The organism is Halobacillus dabanensis (genome assembly GCF_900114165.1).
GTDB classification, from domain to species: domain Bacteria; phylum Bacillota; class Bacilli; order Bacillales; family Halobacillaceae; genus Halobacillus; species Halobacillus dabanensis.
Genome location: NZ_FOSB01000009.1, coordinates 25,612 through 42,685, shown reverse-complemented (window position 1 = coordinate 42,685; position 17,074 = coordinate 25,612). Strand labels below are relative to the sequence as shown.

The window sequence follows — 17,074 nt, the reverse complement described above, 5'->3', positions numbered from 1 at the left end:
TTTTCATTCGTGGATTTGTTTCACTCTCCCGACCTGACCATCTTCTAACCGTACCTTTATACCATGAGGGTGATTAGGAGATTTTGTTAAGATATCTTTAACCTTACCTCGTGTCAGTGCACCACTTCTTTGATCTTTCTTCAATACGATATCTACTTCTGCACCAATACGTATATCGCTTCTTGTTTGTCCAGTCATGTAGCTCCCTCCAATCATTTGGCTCCAAGCCTATATTACCACATTCCGTCGTTAACAGGGCCAGCCCCAAACCTCCAGTAGCCTCGTTCACGACCGTACCGGTTCCTTGTTACAAAGATGATTTCATACTCTTCAAAGCTATGGATTCCGTTAATACTTACTTCTACCAGGTGAATATTATTCCTCTCATCACCTTGGCATAAAGAAAAGCACCATTAAAAACAGGTGCCTTCCATCTCATCTGACCTATTGTGATTTTAATGATCTTAAATTGTTTCCTTTTACTGGCTATATAGACGTTTTTTTAAAATTGTACGGTGTAATTCTTATTTAGACGAGACTTTCTCCTGAATACTTCCATCTTTCTTATGAATAATAACTTGAGTCCCTTTATTATCAGCAATCTCTTTGGCTCTTTTAACTGCCTCATCTTTATTATCAAATACCTCGGATGGCTTTTTAGCATCTTCTGTCTTTACTGCCCATCCGTCTTTATGGGAAACAACATGCTGCCCCTTGTCGAGAAGTTCAGGTCGGCTTTCCGATTTATCCCGATCTTCATCTCTGCTTCTCAAAGCCTGATCACTCATTTGCTTTACGCTATTTATTTCTTTTTCATCCGCATTGCTATACCATTCTTTTGCTTGCTCTGTTGCAATTGGAATAGCCCGATTCTCGTCATATCCTTCATCAATCATGGCATTTGCTATATCAATGGCCTTCTTTCTGATCGGCGTTTCTAAATTCTTTAAGGAACTTGGATAATCTTCTGTATCCCAAGGCATATTTCCATCCTCCTCCATATTAGTCATTCATCTATACTATTCCTTCTTTCTAAAGCTCTTAAACCCGCCATGGAACTAACTACAAATTGAAAGAGAGTATAGAATAGGATACGATAAAGGAAGAATAATTTTGGGAAGTATGACACGATTCGACAACCAGATGTTATTCACAAAGGAGGTAGATGAATGGAACAGACTATGCACCCACTAGGGGATCAAGCACTCATCATTGATTTCGGGGATAGGATTGATGAGGAAACCAATTATGAAGTAAGAAAGGTCGCCAGCCATTTAGATCGAGAAAAGCCGGACTGGATGGTGGAATACATTCCAGCTTTCACCACAGTGACCATCTTCTATGACCCTTTTTACATAGCTAACCACATATCAAAGGCAAACCAGCTTCCTTATGATTGGGTTCAAGAGGAAATGCGCCATATGCTTTCTGAACTTAAAGACCATGGGCAAACTAGCCGGTCAATAGATATTCCTGTTTGCTATGGTGGAGAACTTGGGCCCGACCTCCCCTACGTAGCAAAACGGAATAACATGACAGAAGAAGAAGTGATTGCCACTCATATGGAAGGTGAGTATCTCGTCTATATGATTGGATTTGCGCCAGGCTTCCCCTATATCGGAGGCATGGATAAAAAGATTGCCACACCAAGAAGAGATGACCCTAGATTAACCATCCCAGCTGGGTCTGTAGGAATCGCAGGAGAACAAACCGGCGTTTATCCAATTGAAACCCCAGGAGGTTGGCAGTTGATCGGGCGTACACCTGTGAAATTATTCGATCCTAAAAAGGAAACACCCTCCCTCCTTCAAGCCGGCGACCGGATACGTTTTACTCGTATCAACGCAGAAGACTATAAAGAGATGAAGGAGGATGAAGAATGATCTCGGTATTAAAAGCAGGATTGATGACTACAATCCAGGATCAGGGCCGCTATGGAAATCAAAAGAACGGTGTCATTGCCAGTGGAGCTATGGATCAAGACAGTCATCGGATTGCCAACCAGCTAGTTGGTAATACTACAAATGTTCCCACAATGGAAATTACCTTGATGGGTCCCGTTCTTGAATTCCAGCAAGATACCTGTATCGCTATATGCGGCGGCCACCTTACCCCTATGATTGACGGTGAACCCGTATCCATGTGGAAGCCTGTCTACATAAAAAAAGGGACCGAATTGCGTTTTGGCCAACCAAAGAGTGGTTTCCGAAGTTATTTAGCCATAGCGGGCGGGTTTGAAGTACCGACTGTTATGGGAAGTGCTTCTACTTATATCCGGGCAGGAATTGGTGGCTACAAAGGCCGACCCCTGGAAAAAGGCGATACTTTGACCATTGGGAGACAGAGCGAAGATTCACAATACTTAATGAAAAAGCTTACCCCTTCCGATCCAAAAGAACGGTTAAGGGAAGCCCCTTGGTTTGTAGACTCATCATTCACCGATTACATTGGAGCCAAACACCCTATTCGCGTTATGCCTGGTCGGGAATACGACCTGTTTGAGACTCAAAGTCAGTATGATTTTTTCCACACTCCCTACACGATTGATTCTAAGTCTGACCGGATGGGCTATCGTTTGACCGGTTCTACTTTGAAACTTAAAGAAAAGAAGGACATTCTTTCAGAAGCTGTAGCGTTCGGCACAGTTCAGGTTCCACCAGAAGGTAACCCTATTCTCCTATTAGCTGACCGTCAAACAACTGGTGGCTATCCAAAAATCGGACAAGTGGCCTCTGTTGATTTACCAAGAATAGCTCAAATGCGACCCGGGGAGAGCTTAACCTTTGAACAAATCTCTCATGATGCAGCTCAAAGACTGCTACTTCACCATGAGACTAAACTTAAGCAACTTCAAAGAGGAATAAAAACAAAGTACTTATAAAAGGGGAGAAATACATGCACATCGTTGATTTGAATTGTGATATGGGAGAAAGTTTTGGCAATTATAGGATTGGACGTGACGATGAAATACTGAAGTACGTCACGTCTGCCAATATTGCTTGTGGGTATCATGCTGGTGATCCTTCCATTATGAAAAAAACAGTGAAAATGGCTATAGAACACAATGTCGGCATAGGCGCTCACCCTGGACTCCCTGATCTTGCTGGTTTCGGCCGTCGCCCTATGGACGTTTCCGAGGAAGAAGTTTACGACATGGTCGTTTATCAAATCGGTGCCCTTAAAGGATTCGTCGATACAGAAGGTGGAAAACTGCAACACGTCAAGCCACATGGAGCTTTATTCAACATGGCCGCTAAAGATAGTTCTTTAGCAAATGCAATCGCTAAAGCTGTTTACGATATTGATCCTGAATTGATTCTCTTCGGCCTCGCCGGAAGCGAACTGGTCAACGCCGGGAAAAAACATGGACTGAAAACGGCCAGTGAAGTATTCTCCGATCGTACCTATCAGCAGGACGGTACACTAACATCAAGAAGAGAACCAAATGCATTAATTACAGATCATGAACAGGCCGTCAATCAAGTCATACGCATGATCAAAGAAAACAAAGTACAAACCCTCCAAAATGTAGATATCGATATAGACGTCCAAACGATATGCATCCACGGGGATGGGGAAAGTGCCATAGAATTCGCCAACTATATAACAAAAGCTTTGAAAGAGTCGGAAATAGAACTCCAACCCATAGCTAAATTCATCTAACTAATAATACTACTTACTTAGAAAAGGAGCTGCCCCATGAAGGAACAATCAACTAGAAGTCTCTTGTTAGGAGCTGCATTCCTGATGGCAACTTCCGCCATCGGCCCAGGTTTCTTAACACAAACGACTCATTTTACTCAACAACTCGCAGCAAGCTTCGGATTTGTTATTCTGATATCGATTATCATAGATATAGGCGCTCAACTTAACATTTGGCGGATAATCGCGATTTCCGAAAAGCCAGCACAAGACATCGCTAACAGCCTTTTGCCAGGACTTGGTCTCCTCTTGTCGATTCTTATTGTAGCTGGCGGCCTAGCCTTTAATATAGGAAATATCGCAGGTGCCGGTTTAGGTACGAACGTCCTCTTTGGCATTTCCCCCGAAATGGGAGCACTGTTCAGCGGCATTGTCGCAGTAGCCGTGTTTCTTGTTCGGGAAGCCGGAAAAGTGATGGACCGCTTCGCACAAATCGCAGGTTTTATTATGATTGGCCTGACTATTTTCGTCATGTTTTCGGCTCAACCTCCTGTTGGAGAAGCTGTAGCTAAAACATTCGTTCCGGATACCATTGATTTTCTTGCCATTATTACTCTAGTCGGCGGAACAGTCGGAGGTTATATCACTTTTGCCGGTGGTCACCGCCTTTTAGATGCAGGGGTGAAAGGAAAAGAGTCACTACCGCAAGTAACAAAAAGCTCCGTATCAGCTATTGGTATCGCTTCAGTCATGCGGATTTTCCTCTTCCTTGCATCTCTTGGTGTCGTAGCCTCAGGATTTACTTTAAATCCGGAAAATCCACCAGCTTCTGTTTTCCAGGCAGCCGCTGGTAATATCGGGTATAAAATTTTCGGAATCATCATGTGGGCCGCTGCTGTGACCTCAGTCGTCGGTGCCGCTTATACATCCGTTTCTTTCATCCGTACATTCAGTAAAACAATTAACAAATATCACAAGTGGTTCATCGTTGGATTTATTGTCATATCAACAACTGTGTTCGTATCAGTCGGCAAACCAGTAAAAGTTTTGATTCTCGTGGGATCGTTGAATGGATTAATATTACCGATTGCCCTCGGCGTCATGTTGGTTGCTGCATATAAACAAAAAATTGTCGGGGATTACAAACATCCCCTTTGGCTCACCATTTTCGGGGTACTGATCGTTATCGCCATGTCTTATATGGGTGGTATGTCATTAATTCAAGGAATACCAAAACTATTCAGCTAAGTTTCAATAATAAAAAGGCTCAGGGTAAAAATACTCTGAGCCTTTTTATTATTGAACTCCGTGGAATAAGGAGTACTCATCCCGCCAGCCTGAGAAGAGGAAGCTCAGCTTGAGAAAAACGACCTGCCTGCTGCTTAATATGTCACAAATCAATAACTTATCGCTCGTGTTTTTAATGGAGGAAGCTTAAAATAAAAGAAAGAGTACATAAGGAGAGATTCATATGAGTTCATTAGAAACGTGGAAAAAAGTTGACGATTATTTCGTTGATCAGTTAATACCAGAAGACCCTGTCATGAACCAAATCTTGCAAGCCAACAAAAAAGCAAACCTGCCTTCTATTGATGTCTCTGCCACCCAAGGGAAATTACTTCAGCTTTTTGTGAAAATGAAAGGGGCAAAGAATGTGTTGGAAATAGGTACACTAGGTGGCTACAGTAGTATTTGGATGGCGAAGGCTCTTCCTGCTGAAGGCCATCTTACTACCCTCGAATTCAGCCCTAAACATGCAGAAGTCGCTTCCAAAAACATGGAAACTGCCGGAGTGAAGGATAAGATTGAAATAATTGTCGGACCAGCTGCGGAGTCTTTGCCCACTTTAGAAGGACGTGAACCATTCGATTTTGTTTTTATCGATGCTGATAAAAACAATAATCCGCGATATATAAAAGAAGCTCTAAAATTATCAAAGTCAGGAACAACTATATTAGTGGATAATGTTGTCAGAGACGGAAAGCTTTTAGATGAAGAAAGCAACGACCCAAGCATCAATGGAATCCGCGAAATGTTCGATCTCTTGAAAGACCATCCCCGTCTGGATTCTACAGCATTCCAGACGGTAGGAAGTAAAGGATATGATGGTTTCGTGCTGGCCGTTGTACAATAGAAAACCCATGCTGCTCCCTAGTCCCCATGATATACATTGGACTCCATTTAAAATTAGACATCTTTATCGAACAAAGCCTCTTCCTGTCTTAGGAAGAGGCTTTGTTCCACTCTGATTTCAGCATACCATAAACGACATGGTCCGTATATTCATCGTATAATTTAGCTGCTTGTCTTATGATTCCTTCTTGACGGAACCCAAGCCTCTCAGGCACACCACGACTTTTCACATTTTCTGTAGCAGCCCTAATTTCAATTCGGTTCATTCCTAGCTCATCAAAAGCATAACTGAACAGAAACCGGCAAGCTCTTGTAAGTAATCCCCTCCCTTTGTACTCTGCTCCCATCCAGTAGCCGATACTTGTTACTTTATTCTTATCATCGATTTCATGAAAATCAACAACCCCTGCAATCTTTCCATGAAACAGAACACAAATGGTGAGTCCGTCATTTTCAGCATATCTTTTTAAACTGAATTTTATATAGTTTCTCGTGTCTTCTACTTCATTAGTAAAGTTGATCCAGGGCAACCACGTTCGAATATGGTCTCTCGATTGATCTGATAACTCAAACAACTCCTCCGCATCTCTATGGTCAATCATTTTTAATGATAGTTCTTCATCAATCTTATGTACAAACAATTCTTAGACCCTCCTTCCCCACTACTATTCGACAAATTCCTCCTCTCTTCCTTCAAAAAGTACGACAGAGAATAATCTGCCGTACTTTTCAATTCTATGGTTTCAGAACAATCTTTCCTTTCGTCTTTCTCTCTTGCATCATTTCGTGAACATGGGCGGCTTCCTCCAAATCGAACACTCCACCAACAGTCAGCTTTAGGCCCCCAGTATTCACCATTTGCAATAGCTGATTCAAGCTCTTCTCAAACAAAACTGGTTTTTTCATAATTTGCGGTAAAAAGAATCCTATGACAGACAAATTACGATTCATCAAGCCGGATGGATACATACTTGCAGGATCTCCACTTGCTACACCATAAACGACGACTCGACCGAACCCTCTCATACACTTGACGGTTTCGTGAAAAACATTCCCTCCGGCCATTTCAAGAGCAACGTCTACTCCTTTTCCATCAGTAGCCTCCATGACTTCTTCCCGCCAGTTTGCATTGGTGTAATTGATTGCATGATCGGCACCTAAATCAGCGGCCAGCTTTAACTTTTCTGAAGTACTGGCTGTAGCGATGACCTTGCCAGCACCGAAGATCTTAGCCAATTGCACAGCTAATGATCCGACACCACCTGCAGCAGCATGAACAAGAACCGTTTCTCCTTTTTCCATCCTCCCCATCGTTGTTAGGACATGATAAGCCGTCAACCCTTGAAGAGGTAGTGCCACGGCTGTTTCATCCGAAACACCAGCGGGAATTGGAATCAGGGTATTTTCTTTTGTCTTCACATATTCTGAGTAACCTCCTGAACCGATCAACGTTACGACCCTGTCTCCTTTTTTGAAACGAGTAGATCCTTCGCCTACCTCCTCTACGGTACCTGCTACCTCTGCTCCTGGAATAAACGGCAGAGGGGTCGGGACTACGTACGCCCCTTCTCTCCTTGCGGTATCTGCATAGTTCACGCCAATAGCAGACACTTTCACAAGCACTTCTCCTTCTGCCAGCTCTGGCTTTGCCACATCAACCTTTTCTAATACAGAAGGATCCCCGAATTCTTTGAATTGAATCGCTTTCATTATTCTCCTCCTTAGTTCCCTATAAAGTTTGGTCTGCGTTTTTCCTTAAATGCTTGGACTCCTTCCTTGTGATCTTCAGTCGCTGCCATCATCGTTTGAGTTATTCGCTCTTGTTCCAGGATTGTCGCTAAATCTGATTTGTCAGCTTGATCCACTATTTTCTTCATCATTCCCATCGCACGTCCTGGTCCCTTAGAAAGCCTAAGGGCATAATTCATTGCCTCTTCTTCCAATTCCCCTAGAGGGAAGACGCGATTCACCATGCCCCATTCGACAGCGGTCTCTACTGGAATAGGCTCGCCATGGAACAATAACTCTTTTGCTCGATATGGCCCTATCAATTTCGACAAAAAGTAATGCCCGCCTCCATCAGATACGAGACCCACTTGTGCAAAGCTAAGGACAAACTTACTCTTTTCTGCGGCTAAAATCTGGTCACATGCAAGAGCCAAGTTGAAGCCGGCCCCCGCTGCGTACCCATGCACGACAGCAACCACAGGCTTAGCTAAGTCCTTGATCTTCAGAATTAATTGATTCAATACACCAATGTGATTATAAAGATGTTCGGCCGATGCCGTCCCCATTGTTTTCACATCACCACCAGCGGAAAACGAACGCCCTGCACCAGAAAGGATGACAACTTTCACCTCATCATTACGTTCTGCTTCCTCCAATGCTTCTTGAAGTCCAGTAATCATTTGATTGGAAAAAGCATTTAACGCATCTGGTCTATTCAAAACACAAGAAAGGACAGGACCTTTCACATCTACAGTTAAATGGTCGTTACCTAATTTCATAAATCTCATCCCCTTTTTATGATACGTACTGGCCAGCCTCTAACATTTCATCAGCAATTTTCCTGTTCCGCTCAAGTGCCCCTTCGAACTGATATTCACTTATTAGTGTTGCAACCTTCCTCAATGCCTGTCTTCTTTCCTCCCCCTGAAGAAGAGAAGAAAACAATGCCACCACAGATTTGTAAACAGTGAAGGTGGACTGTTCTATTACAATCAATGTCAACATTTCCTTCAATTCTTTCTGTGCATCATTCTGGTCAATGGCTTTTTCCGTACGCAAAACAGCTGATTCGGTGCGGTAGATTTCAATAGTGACATCCGCAAGTTTCATCAATGTTTCCTGTTCGTTTTGTATGGAATTTCCAAATGTCCGGTAAGCAGTCCCTGCCGTTAAGAGAAATAGGTCTTTGAATAACGCAACTGCTTCCTTGCACTTTTCTAACTTTCCATCTCCCCGCTTGTATTTACCTTTTTGGAGAGAGTACTCCGCTTTTTCCATCAAGGATGGTGCATCAAACTCTCCTTTTGCCGCTTTTTGAAAGAAAGCACCTGGGATTAATAAGCGATTGATTTCATTCGTCCCTTCAAAAATGCGATTAATCCTTGAGTCACGATATGCCTGTTCTATCGGATACTCTTTAATAAAACCAGCCCCTCCATGAAGCTGTAGAGCTTCATCCACGACATCATTAAGCGTCTCAGATCCAGCCACTTTGCAAATGGCAGATTCGAGTTTATGCTCATTCATCGCCTTGGCCGTTGCAATAAGGTCCCAAGACTCGTAATAACTTCCGAGTGAGGATTCTATATGGCCGGCTGTTCTGTACAGAAGAGATTCTGTACCGTAAATTTGTGCTGCCATAGTAGCGAACTTTTCTTTACTAGCATAAAAATCAGCAATCTTTCTCCCGAACTGTTTCCTTTCCTTTGTATGTTCAAGGGCCATCTGGAAACAGTGTTTAGCAGCTCCACTAGTTGCAAACCCAAGATTAAAGCGACCGAGATTAAGCACATTTAAAGCGATCAAATGCCCTTTACCAATCTCACCGAGGAGATTTTCTACAGGCACTTCACAATCCTCCATCACCACTGAACAAGTGGATGAACCTTTGATCCCCATCTTGTCTTCTTCTGGTCCAATAGAAAGGCCAGTAAAATCTCTTTCTACAATAAAAGCTGTAAAGTGTTCTCCATCCACCTTCGCATAAACAATGAACGTATCAGAGAATGCCGCATTGGTGATATAAATTTTCGTTCCATTCAATAAATAATGTGTTTCCGCTTCATTTAAACTGGCGGTCGTTTTAGCCGAAAGAGCATCTGAGCCTGCCTCCGGTTCTGTTAGACAATATGCCCCGATATATTCCCCTGAAGCAAGCTTGGGCAAGTATTTTCTCCTTTGCTCAGCTGTCCCGAAATAAGTGATCGGCAACGTAGCAATACAGGTGTGATTCGAGTGAGCGACACTATACCCGCTGGCATTTCCAAGAGATTCACCTACAATCCCTTTACTAATCTTATCAAGTCCCAGACCCCCATAAGTTTCGGGAATACTATGACCAAGCAGACCAAGACCTCCTGCTTTCCTCATTTTTTCTGCTACTAAGTCGTAATCACCCTCCTCTATACGTTTACGATGTGGGTGGATTTCCCGGGTAATAAATTGTCGAGCGGTGGCAGCAATCATTTTATGTTCATCTGTCCTATCCTCTGGTGTAAAGATAGAGTCTGAAGCAATTTCAGCTATTAAAAACTTTCCTCCACTAACCTTTTGTTTAACAGGTTGCATCTCTTACCTCCTTGATTTGCCCATTTTTATTGTTATAAGCAAGTACAGTGTCAAACAAGCCTTCCTTTGCGACAAAGTCGATTTCCTTTGGGTTCAATCCTGCTTCCACTAGTAAACGGCCAATACGACAATTCCTTAACACTTCTCTCGCTTCGCTACATCCCGTAAAAAAATGGATCGCCGTAGTCGCAGCATCGGATAATTCCCATTCTCCTTGACGAAGTAAATGGTTGATCAAGCTCCCGGCCCCATAAAAATCTTCTATCGTATATCGTCCGCTAGATCCGGAGCACACCAATACAATAGTTCCACTTTGGTGGTGGTCATTCAGAAACCTGGCCATCGCAGGGTTATTAAGTAACGAGGCTGCATACAAATGGGATGCTTTTCTAGATTGATGTAAAGCAACTGTTCCATTCGTTGTCGTCAAAATAAGGTGCTTATTTTGGATAACCGGGTTTAAGTGAGTACGGAGAGGAGGATGAAATCCATCAATCCGCTTTCCCTGATCCTCACCAGCCATAAGAAAAGGATGGGGGAAATTCTTTGCGGTTTCCCGCGCCTGCTCGGGACTATACACAGGAATTACACTGGCAGCTCCGTCTGCAATAGCTGCGGTAATGGTTGATGTAGCAAATAAAATATCAAAAACTACAACCACCTTACCCTTCAAGTCTTCCGGACGGATGTCTTCCTTTTTGAAGATGACCTGTATTTTTCCCATATTAAAGTCCTGCTGTATCTTCTGCATGAGTGATTAGATTATTTACGAATACATTCATTCTAGAAAAACGAGGATCATCTGTCTGTCCTTGCTTATAACGGTAATATATTTGCTGAACTATACCTGCAAGTTTGAAATAGGCGAATGTCAAATAGTAATGAATCTCACTACTATCACGCCCACTCTTTTCTGAATAACGTTGAATGAACTCCTCTCTCGTATAGAACCCTTCTTCAACTGTGACGGGAGGCTTACCGAGTCCAGTTTGTAGCAACTCAGGATCGTCCTTTTGAATCCAATAACTCATCGCAGCCCCTAAATCAGCGAGAGGATCTCCTACGGTCGTCATTTCCCAATCAAAAAGTCCGACCATTTTCGAAGGTTCTTCTTTACTAAACAAGGCGTTATTCAATTTATAATCATAATGAATGACCGAAGCTTCCTCGGAATCCGGTATATGATCTAACAACCATTTTTTCAACCTTTCTCCAGAAACAACATCATCTGTTCTTGCTCGGTCATAGCGTTTGATCCAACCGTAAACTTGTCTTTCCATGAATCCTTCTGGTTTCACCATATCCTTAAGCGCTGTCTTCCGATAGTCGATAGAGTGGAGTTCTACTAAACGATCAACCATCGTCTCTGAGATCTCTCTTCCCAGTTGAATAGATTTTTCTACTTCTTCTGGGAACGTTTGGTTGAAAATAAGACCTTCTCTTCTTTCCATGAGGAAAAATGGCCGGCCAATTAGTTCACCTGATTCATATAAATAAGGTTTAGGGGCAAGAGGGAACACAGGGTGGAGCGATTGAAGAACCCGGAATTCACGTTCCATATCGTGTGCCTTCGGAGCTACAGGTCCCATCGGCGGGCGCCGCAATACCACTTTCCACTTTTCCCCTACAGAAAGTTCGTAAGTAAGGTTTGAATGACCAGCTCCGAACTGTCTCACCTTCAAGGCACCAGTCGGGACTTCCATATTTTCACGCAAAAAACCCTCTATTTTTTCTGCGTCTAACTCTTCTCCCTGGCGGACTGGCCTTGTATCTTTCATGTATACCATGACAATCCTCCTTTACTTTGTTGCCAACTGAAAAGATTCAAGTGATTCTCTCATCTTTTGTGATAAAGGGCTGCTCTCTTGGTGTTCAAAATCGAAGTGGACGACGACAGATAAACCTTTAGCGACTAGTTCCCCAGAATCCTTCTCAAACATTTCCTGTTCTAAATGAAAACTAGAATTGCCGATTCTCCCAACGTGACTGCGGATCAATAGCGTCTGGTTGAAATATACCTGTTTAATGAAATCACACTTCGTTGAAGCAATAATGAAATTCCAATCATCACCAACTAAATCTAAATCCTTAAAAAAATTGATGCGGGCATCTTCCATATATACAAAGAAATTATTATTATTGACATGCCCCAATAAATCGGTTTCACAAAATCGTATATTCACTTCGATTTCATGCATTTTCTTTCCCCCTCCACTTTCCACTGTTTTATTGTAATTCTGTATTAAATGAAATTTTTGAAAGGTTTCCTTCCATGATATCCATAAGCATCGTCTGTGCCATGGTCCATGCATCCAGGGCTAATACCTTGAAGCTTTTTTTCATATCCGTCTAATGCCATCAATCATTGCAATCATTTGTTCTTTCATGACTATCGTCCTAACTTAAGAGATTACGTTTAACAGGATGCGTGCATGCCACCATCCACGACGAGGACATCTCCCGTTACATAATCGGATGCCCGACAAGCCAAGAAAAGAGCGGCACCTTTCAGATCTTGCTCAGAACCGAATCTTCCAAGCGGGGTTCTATCCAGAATGAAATTTCCTCCCTGCTCCAGTACTCCTTTAGACATCTTTGTAGGGAAAAAACCTGGAGCTAAAGCGTTCACCTGTATGTTATGTTTTCCCCATTTAACAGCTAAATCTTTGGTGAAAGTAATGACTGCACCCTTACTCGCGTTGTAGCCTACCGTTTCCATAAAGCGTGGATCTGCCCCCCCTAGACCAGCGACAGAAGCAATGTTGATAATTTTCCCTGATTTTTGATTCAACATCACCTCCCCCACTCTTCGGGACATGAGAAACGTACCAGTCACATTGACATTCATCACCTTTTGAAATGCTTCCAAAGGCATTTCAAGTGTTGGAGCTCCCCAAGTCGCCCCACTATTATTTACTAAAATATCAATTGTTCCAAAGCGCTCCACTGTTTTATTGACTACCTGTTCGACTTCTTCCTGGTTAGTGACATCACAGGCGACAGCAAGCGTCTCCACACCACAGTCGCTTTCCAGCCTTAAAGCGACTTTTTCACATGCTTCCCTTTTCCGGGAACATACAACGATATTCGCGCCTGCTTCCGCTAATCCTTCTGCAATCTGTTCCCCTAAGCCACGGCCACCACCGGTAATAAGGGCCGTTTTTCCTTTTAGATCAAACAGTTCTTTCACATGCATGATTCTGTTCACTCCTCATATTTTGATAACTCGAGTTTAGCTACTTGTCTTCTGTGTACTTCGTCCGGTCCATCTGCAAGTCTTAGTGTTCTTGAATTCGCCCATTGAGCTGCGAGAGTAAAATCTTCACTCACACCAGCAGCTCCGTGGGCCTGAATAGCACGATCAATCACTCTCAAAGCCATGTTTGGAGCTACAACTTTAATCATAGCTATTTCTGACTTCGCTTCCTTATTGCCTACCGTATCCATCATATACGCTGCCTTAAAAGTCAACAGCCGCGCCTGTTCCAGCTCAATCCTTGAATCAGCAATCCATTCCCGGATCACCCCTTGCTCAGCCAGAGGCCGATGAAATGCCGCCCGGTTTTGTACACGCTTACATAAATCTTCAAGTGCTCGCTCTGCTGCACCGATTAAACGCATACAATGGTGAATACGGCCAGGACCAAGCCTCCCTTGGGCGATTGCGAATCCTTTTCCCTCTCCCCATATGATATTTTCTTTTGGTACACGTACATTTACAAAGTCAATCTCTGCATGTCCATGTGGCGCATGATCATAGCCGAAGACAGGTAACATCCGGGTAATGCGTACGCCTTCCGTATCCATTGGCACAAGAATCATAGACTGTTGTTCATGACGTTTTGCTTTAGGATTTGTTTTCCCCATAAAAATCGCAACCTTGCATCTCGGATCCCCGGCTCCAGATGACTACCATTTTTTTTCATTGATAATGTAGTCATCTCCGTCACGTAAAATACTAGATTCAATATTCGTCGCATCTGAAGAAGCTACATCTGGTTCTGTCATTGAAAAACATGAGCGTACCTCACCATTAAGGAGAGGTTTCAACCACTTTTCTCTTTGCTCTTCATTTCCGTATCTTGCTAGAACCTCCATGTTCCCTGTGTCAGGAGCATTACAATTAAACACTTCCGGACCAATGATTGATTTACCCATTATTTCACAAAGGGGTGCATACTCGAGATTGGTTAACCCTGCACCATATGTATCATCAGGCAAAAAGAGATTCCAAAGTCCTTCCTCCCTTGCCTTCCTCTTCAGTTCTTCCATGATTGGCGGTACTTTTGAAAAACGGTCATCTTGCTGATTCAATTGCTCCTCATATAGCGATTCATTCGGGAAGACATGTTCATTCATGAATTGCTGCAATTGTTGCTGATAACCTTTCACGTTATCTGAAAAATCGAAGTTCACTTGACCTTCTCCTCCCCTCAACATACCAAACGGTTAGTATGCATATATTTTATACCTGCTATTCAGAAAATTCAACATATATGAATGGTTATTCATTAGTGTTGAGAGATAGTTGTCCAAAATTGTTCATTATTAAAAAATATAAAAAGGTCGCCTGAACAGACAAAACTTATAAGGAAAGGTTTACACGCTGGGGGTGGACGCAGCAAAACTGAAAAATGGATCTAAATCCTGGACAAAAAAAGATGCCAGTGTACGCTGGCATCTAACCGTAGGGAAAATTTCCATGGCGTGGTCAACCATGTACCTCAAGTTTCAATAAACTATCGGTAATATAAAGTATGTGTACAAATGATAATTGTCTTGGCGGATGTCCTCTACCATCCGTCCATTTTCTATAAGGGCCTAAGATTAAGTAGGTTCTAAACAAGCAGTCAACCTTTCGTTCCAAAAGTGTATAAAGGGGACATAGCCTTCAGGGGCACATCCCTATCCTCAAAAGAGTAAGTTAGTTATATATATAAACAATAAGGTCGCCCGACTCCATGGATAGCTACTAACCAAGCTATAGCAAAGGTCTTGTTTCATCGGATGGATAAACGATTATGTGTATGGCCCCCTACATTACCGTAAAATATAGAGGGTAGTAAACAATAGTCCGCACTTTATTCTCTTTTTCCCATAATGCTTCCATCACGTACAACTTTTTTGTCCCATCAAGTCCAAAAACCTCAAAACTCTTCCCTTCTAAAGTTCCTGCTTTAACCGTAGCTGTTTCTCTCTCCGTATAAGAGATTCGGTCAGGTTCCCTTGTTGAAAAAGACAAATCCACCGTCGTTCCTCTCTCTACCTCATATTCTGGTATATCCACTTCCTCTTTAAGCTTCTCCACACTGCGTTCTTTTTCAGAAGCCGTACAATCCTCTTCTTCCATGCAAACGATTATTCCTTCCAACTGGTGGGACTGACCACCTATCTCTACTTTGATTTCCTTAATCGAAGATTTCTCAAAAGCTTTCTGGTGATCTTCCGCCTCAATGAATAAATTAATGATTAGTAAACCTATTAAGGCCCCAATAATGGCGAGATATTTTTTCATAAAAATCTTATCCTTTTACAACAGGATTCATTCCCCACCATCCATTTTGCTTCCTTATTGTTACAATTTGTCCGATATGGTACGCATTATGCATAAATAAGTTGGATAGCGTCTCCCCCCAGGCTTTTAATTTTTCTTCGTTACATGACTCCAGCTCTTGTTTAAAAAGGCTCATAACCATTTGAAAGTCTGTAACTCTCTCTTCCCACCCTATATTTCCATGATTTTGAAAAGTGTCGTAATGCCTTGGTTTCTCAGGTACTTCTTCTCCTTGGAATCGGCTTAAATACCTTTCATTATAAAAGTAAAGGTGTTGGACGATTTCAGAAATGGAATGGTATTGATCCTGCTTCTTTTCTGTTGCTTGTTTTTCATCAAGGTTTTTAACAGCATAATTAAAGCAAACAAACCAGCTATTCTCATCATGTACCGTCTTTATTTGTTCGATTAGTATCTCTCTGGTGCTCATACTTTCACTCCTTCTATCCTTATTTAAGTATTAAGTACAACTATCACATCTCAAAATAAAACACTGAAATTGGAAATGGAGAGTTAGACCATATATAATAGATTTAATTATGACCCTCTCCTTTTACTCCATTAGAGGTTCAAATATCGAGAGGAGCGTGAACAATGAACCCGAACCAGGCATTACATGATTTTCTGTTGGAAAAAGCCTCCACTCTAACGGAAGAATGGTATAATTCTTTGGATAAAAACAGCACATCCGGAGTCTATGCTTCTCAGGATATCGATACGATCATTAATCTTAAAGCACAAAATTTTGAATTTCATAAGTATTTATCCCAACTTTTCATCTTAGAAACCAGTGAATTCTATGAACGAATGAACCAATGGATCACTAAAGTCGGGAAAGATCCTGGGCATATTGAGACGCCTACCCATGACATCATACGTGAATTCATCCGTGTCCGCGAACAATACTTAGATTTTCTCCCGGAATTCATTAATAAAAGTGAAATAGAGATATCCAGCTCTTTAGAGAATGAATGGGAACGTCTGTTAATTGAAGCTTTTGACCAAATCATGTTAAAAGTTACAGAAGAAAAGTCTAATCAATTTAATAAGCAAATTGAGCAACAAAAAGCAGTGATCAATGAGCTAAGCTCACCACTTATTCAACTATCAAATGACCGGGCACTCCTTCCATTAGTAGGTAGTATAGATACAGAACGCGCTACCACCATTATGGAAAACACCCTCCGAAACTGTACAGAGCAAGACATTGATGCCATTTTCATCGACCTTTCCGGTGTTTACCTCGTCGATACCATGGTAGCTCATCAGATTTTCCAATTAATTGATAGCCTGGGATTAATCGGAGTCTCTTCAACAGTTGTGGGCATCCGTCCCGAAGTAGCTCAGACAGCTGTACAACTGGGTGTCGATTTTAAACAAGTGAAAACAACCGCAACACTCGCACAAGCGTTAACCGGAGAGTCATTCTAAACTAGAACTCCCTTAGTT

The 17,074-nt window shown here is 42.3% G+C and carries 18 protein-coding genes and 1 pseudogene; 6 read left to right on the top strand and 13 right to left on the bottom strand.

The annotated features are described in order from the left end of the window. Positions 1-3 precede the first annotated feature (3 nt). Positions 4-198 carry a YwbE family protein gene (locus BMZ58_RS14905; protein WP_075037360.1) on the bottom strand — a complete coding sequence of 65 codons (195 nt, stop codon included), beginning with the start codon at positions 196-198 and terminating at the stop codon, positions 4-6. A 326-nt stretch (positions 199-524) separates the two neighbouring features. After that, the gene (locus BMZ58_RS14900; protein ID WP_075037359.1) at positions 525-983 is read right to left on the bottom strand and encodes a DUF2188 domain-containing protein; all 459 of its coding nucleotides are present in this window, start codon (positions 981-983) and stop codon (positions 525-527) included. 186 nt (positions 984-1,169) lie between these two features. Between BMZ58_RS14900 and pxpB the strand changes: the two genes are divergently transcribed. The 5 genes from pxpB (at position 1,170) to BMZ58_RS14880 (ending at position 5,776) form a co-directional block, all read left to right on the top strand. Next, on the top strand, positions 1,170-1,883 hold the full coding sequence (gene pxpB / locus BMZ58_RS14895) for a 5-oxoprolinase subunit PxpB (RefSeq protein WP_075037358.1): 714 nt from the start codon (positions 1,170-1,172) through the stop codon (positions 1,881-1,883). Continuing rightward, positions 1,880-2,881 (top strand): 5-oxoprolinase subunit C family protein, encoded by a 1,002-nt coding sequence (locus BMZ58_RS14890; protein ID WP_075037357.1) that lies wholly within the window; start codon positions 1,880-1,882, stop codon positions 2,879-2,881. Before pxpB ends, BMZ58_RS14890 begins: the two co-directional genes overlap by 4 nt. A gap of 14 nt (positions 2,882-2,895) precedes the next feature. Next, the gene (gene pxpA, locus BMZ58_RS20830; RefSeq protein WP_139207355.1) at positions 2,896-3,663 is read left to right on the top strand and encodes a 5-oxoprolinase subunit PxpA; all 768 of its coding nucleotides are present in this window, start codon (positions 2,896-2,898) and stop codon (positions 3,661-3,663) included. Between the two features lie 36 nt (positions 3,664-3,699). After that, positions 3,700-4,890, top strand: coding sequence for an NRAMP family divalent metal transporter (locus tag BMZ58_RS20825; RefSeq protein ID WP_139207354.1), 1,191 nt, complete (start codon positions 3,700-3,702; stop codon positions 4,888-4,890). Between the two features lie 223 nt (positions 4,891-5,113). Then, positions 5,114-5,776 (top strand): O-methyltransferase, encoded by a 663-nt coding sequence (locus tag BMZ58_RS14880; protein WP_075037356.1) that lies wholly within the window; start codon positions 5,114-5,116, stop codon positions 5,774-5,776. An 88-nt stretch (positions 5,777-5,864) separates the two neighbouring features. On the opposite strand, the gene BMZ58_RS14875 is transcribed toward BMZ58_RS14880, so the two are convergent. The 11 genes and pseudogenes from BMZ58_RS14875 to BMZ58_RS14825 form a co-directional block, all read right to left on the bottom strand. Further along, positions 5,865-6,416, bottom strand: coding sequence for a GNAT family N-acetyltransferase (locus BMZ58_RS14875; RefSeq protein WP_075037355.1), 552 nt, complete (start codon positions 6,414-6,416; stop codon positions 5,865-5,867). A 94-nt stretch (positions 6,417-6,510) separates the two neighbouring features. Further along, complete coding sequence (locus tag BMZ58_RS14870) at positions 6,511-7,485, bottom strand: quinone oxidoreductase family protein (protein ID WP_075037354.1); 975 nt, start codon at positions 7,483-7,485, stop codon at positions 6,511-6,513. Positions 7,486-7,496: 11 nt separating this feature from the next. After that, entirely contained in the window at positions 7,497-8,282 is a 786-nt protein-coding gene (locus BMZ58_RS14865; protein WP_075037353.1) for an enoyl-CoA hydratase/isomerase family protein, read from the bottom strand. A gap of 16 nt (positions 8,283-8,298) precedes the next feature. Further along, entirely contained in the window at positions 8,299-10,071 is a 1,773-nt protein-coding gene (locus BMZ58_RS14860) for an acyl-CoA dehydrogenase family protein (protein WP_075037352.1), read from the bottom strand. After that, positions 10,058-10,795, bottom strand: coding sequence for a 2-phosphosulfolactate phosphatase (locus tag BMZ58_RS14855; RefSeq protein ID WP_075037351.1), 738 nt, complete (start codon positions 10,793-10,795; stop codon positions 10,058-10,060). Before BMZ58_RS14855 ends, BMZ58_RS14860 begins: the two co-directional genes overlap by 14 nt. 1 nt (position 10,796) lies before the next feature. Next, positions 10,797-11,858: a phosphotransferase family protein gene (locus tag BMZ58_RS14850; RefSeq protein ID WP_083412818.1), complete on the bottom strand. Its 1,062-nt coding sequence runs from the start codon at positions 11,856-11,858 to the stop codon at positions 10,797-10,799. A 12-nt stretch (positions 11,859-11,870) separates the two neighbouring features. Beyond that, entirely contained in the window at positions 11,871-12,269 is a 399-nt protein-coding gene (locus tag BMZ58_RS14845) for an acyl-CoA thioesterase (protein WP_075037350.1), read from the bottom strand. Positions 12,270-12,487: 218 nt separating this feature from the next. Further along, positions 12,488-13,267 carry an SDR family oxidoreductase gene (locus tag BMZ58_RS14840; protein ID WP_075037349.1) on the bottom strand — a complete coding sequence of 260 codons (780 nt, stop codon included), beginning with the start codon at positions 13,265-13,267 and terminating at the stop codon, positions 12,488-12,490. Positions 13,268-13,275: 8 nt separating this feature from the next. Further along, positions 13,276-14,487 (bottom strand): annotated as a pseudogene (locus BMZ58_RS14835) (acyl-CoA dehydrogenase family protein). Positions 14,488-15,106: 619 nt separating this feature from the next. After that, complete coding sequence (locus BMZ58_RS14830) at positions 15,107-15,586, bottom strand: hypothetical protein (protein ID WP_075037348.1); 480 nt, start codon at positions 15,584-15,586, stop codon at positions 15,107-15,109. Positions 15,587-15,593: 7 nt separating this feature from the next. Further along, positions 15,594-16,055 (bottom strand): DinB family protein, encoded by a 462-nt coding sequence (locus BMZ58_RS14825; RefSeq protein ID WP_075037347.1) that lies wholly within the window; start codon positions 16,053-16,055, stop codon positions 15,594-15,596. Positions 16,056-16,219: 164 nt separating this feature from the next. Between BMZ58_RS14825 and BMZ58_RS14820 the strand changes: the two genes are divergently transcribed. After that, a complete protein-coding gene (locus BMZ58_RS14820) occupies positions 16,220-17,056 on the top strand; it encodes an STAS domain-containing protein (RefSeq protein WP_075037346.1) in 837 nt (278 codons plus the stop codon). Positions 17,057-17,074 lie beyond the last annotated feature (18 nt).

Coding starts and splice junctions, on each gene's coding strand:
- BMZ58_RS14860 (WP_075037352.1), bottom strand. CDS start 10,071: ATGCAACCTGTTAAACAAAAGGTTAGTGGAGGAAAGTTTTTAATAGCT.
- BMZ58_RS14845 (WP_075037350.1), bottom strand. CDS start 12,269: ATGCATGAAATCGAAGTGAATATACGATTTTGTGAAACCGATTTATTG.
- pxpA (WP_139207355.1), top strand. CDS start 2,896: ATGCACATCGTTGATTTGAATTGTGATATGGGAGAAAGTTTTGGCAAT.
- BMZ58_RS14855 (WP_075037351.1), bottom strand. CDS start 10,795: ATGGGAAAAATACAGGTCATCTTCAAAAAGGAAGACATCCGTCCGGAA.
- BMZ58_RS14905 (WP_075037360.1), bottom strand. CDS start 198: ATGACTGGACAAACAAGAAGCGATATACGTATTGGTGCAGAAGTAGAT.
- BMZ58_RS14830 (WP_075037348.1), bottom strand. CDS start 15,586: ATGAAAAAATATCTCGCCATTATTGGGGCCTTAATAGGTTTACTAATC.
- pxpB (WP_075037358.1), top strand. CDS start 1,170: ATGGAACAGACTATGCACCCACTAGGGGATCAAGCACTCATCATTGAT.
- BMZ58_RS14840 (WP_075037349.1), bottom strand. CDS start 13,267: ATGCATGTGAAAGAACTGTTTGATCTAAAAGGAAAAACGGCCCTTATT.
- BMZ58_RS20825 (WP_139207354.1), top strand. CDS start 3,700: ATGAAGGAACAATCAACTAGAAGTCTCTTGTTAGGAGCTGCATTCCTG.
- BMZ58_RS14820 (WP_075037346.1), top strand. CDS start 16,220: ATGAACCCGAACCAGGCATTACATGATTTTCTGTTGGAAAAAGCCTCC.
- BMZ58_RS14865 (WP_075037353.1), bottom strand. CDS start 8,282: ATGAAATTAGGTAACGACCATTTAACTGTAGATGTGAAAGGTCCTGTC.
- BMZ58_RS14880 (WP_075037356.1), top strand. CDS start 5,114: ATGAGTTCATTAGAAACGTGGAAAAAAGTTGACGATTATTTCGTTGAT.
- BMZ58_RS14825 (WP_075037347.1), bottom strand. CDS start 16,055: ATGAGCACCAGAGAGATACTAATCGAACAAATAAAGACGGTACATGAT.
- BMZ58_RS14850 (WP_083412818.1), bottom strand. CDS start 11,858: ATGGTATACATGAAAGATACAAGGCCAGTCCGCCAGGGAGAAGAGTTA.
- BMZ58_RS14890 (WP_075037357.1), top strand. CDS start 1,880: ATGATCTCGGTATTAAAAGCAGGATTGATGACTACAATCCAGGATCAG.
- BMZ58_RS14870 (WP_075037354.1), bottom strand. CDS start 7,485: ATGAAAGCGATTCAATTCAAAGAATTCGGGGATCCTTCTGTATTAGAA.
- BMZ58_RS14900 (WP_075037359.1), bottom strand. CDS start 983: ATGCCTTGGGATACAGAAGATTATCCAAGTTCCTTAAAGAATTTAGAA.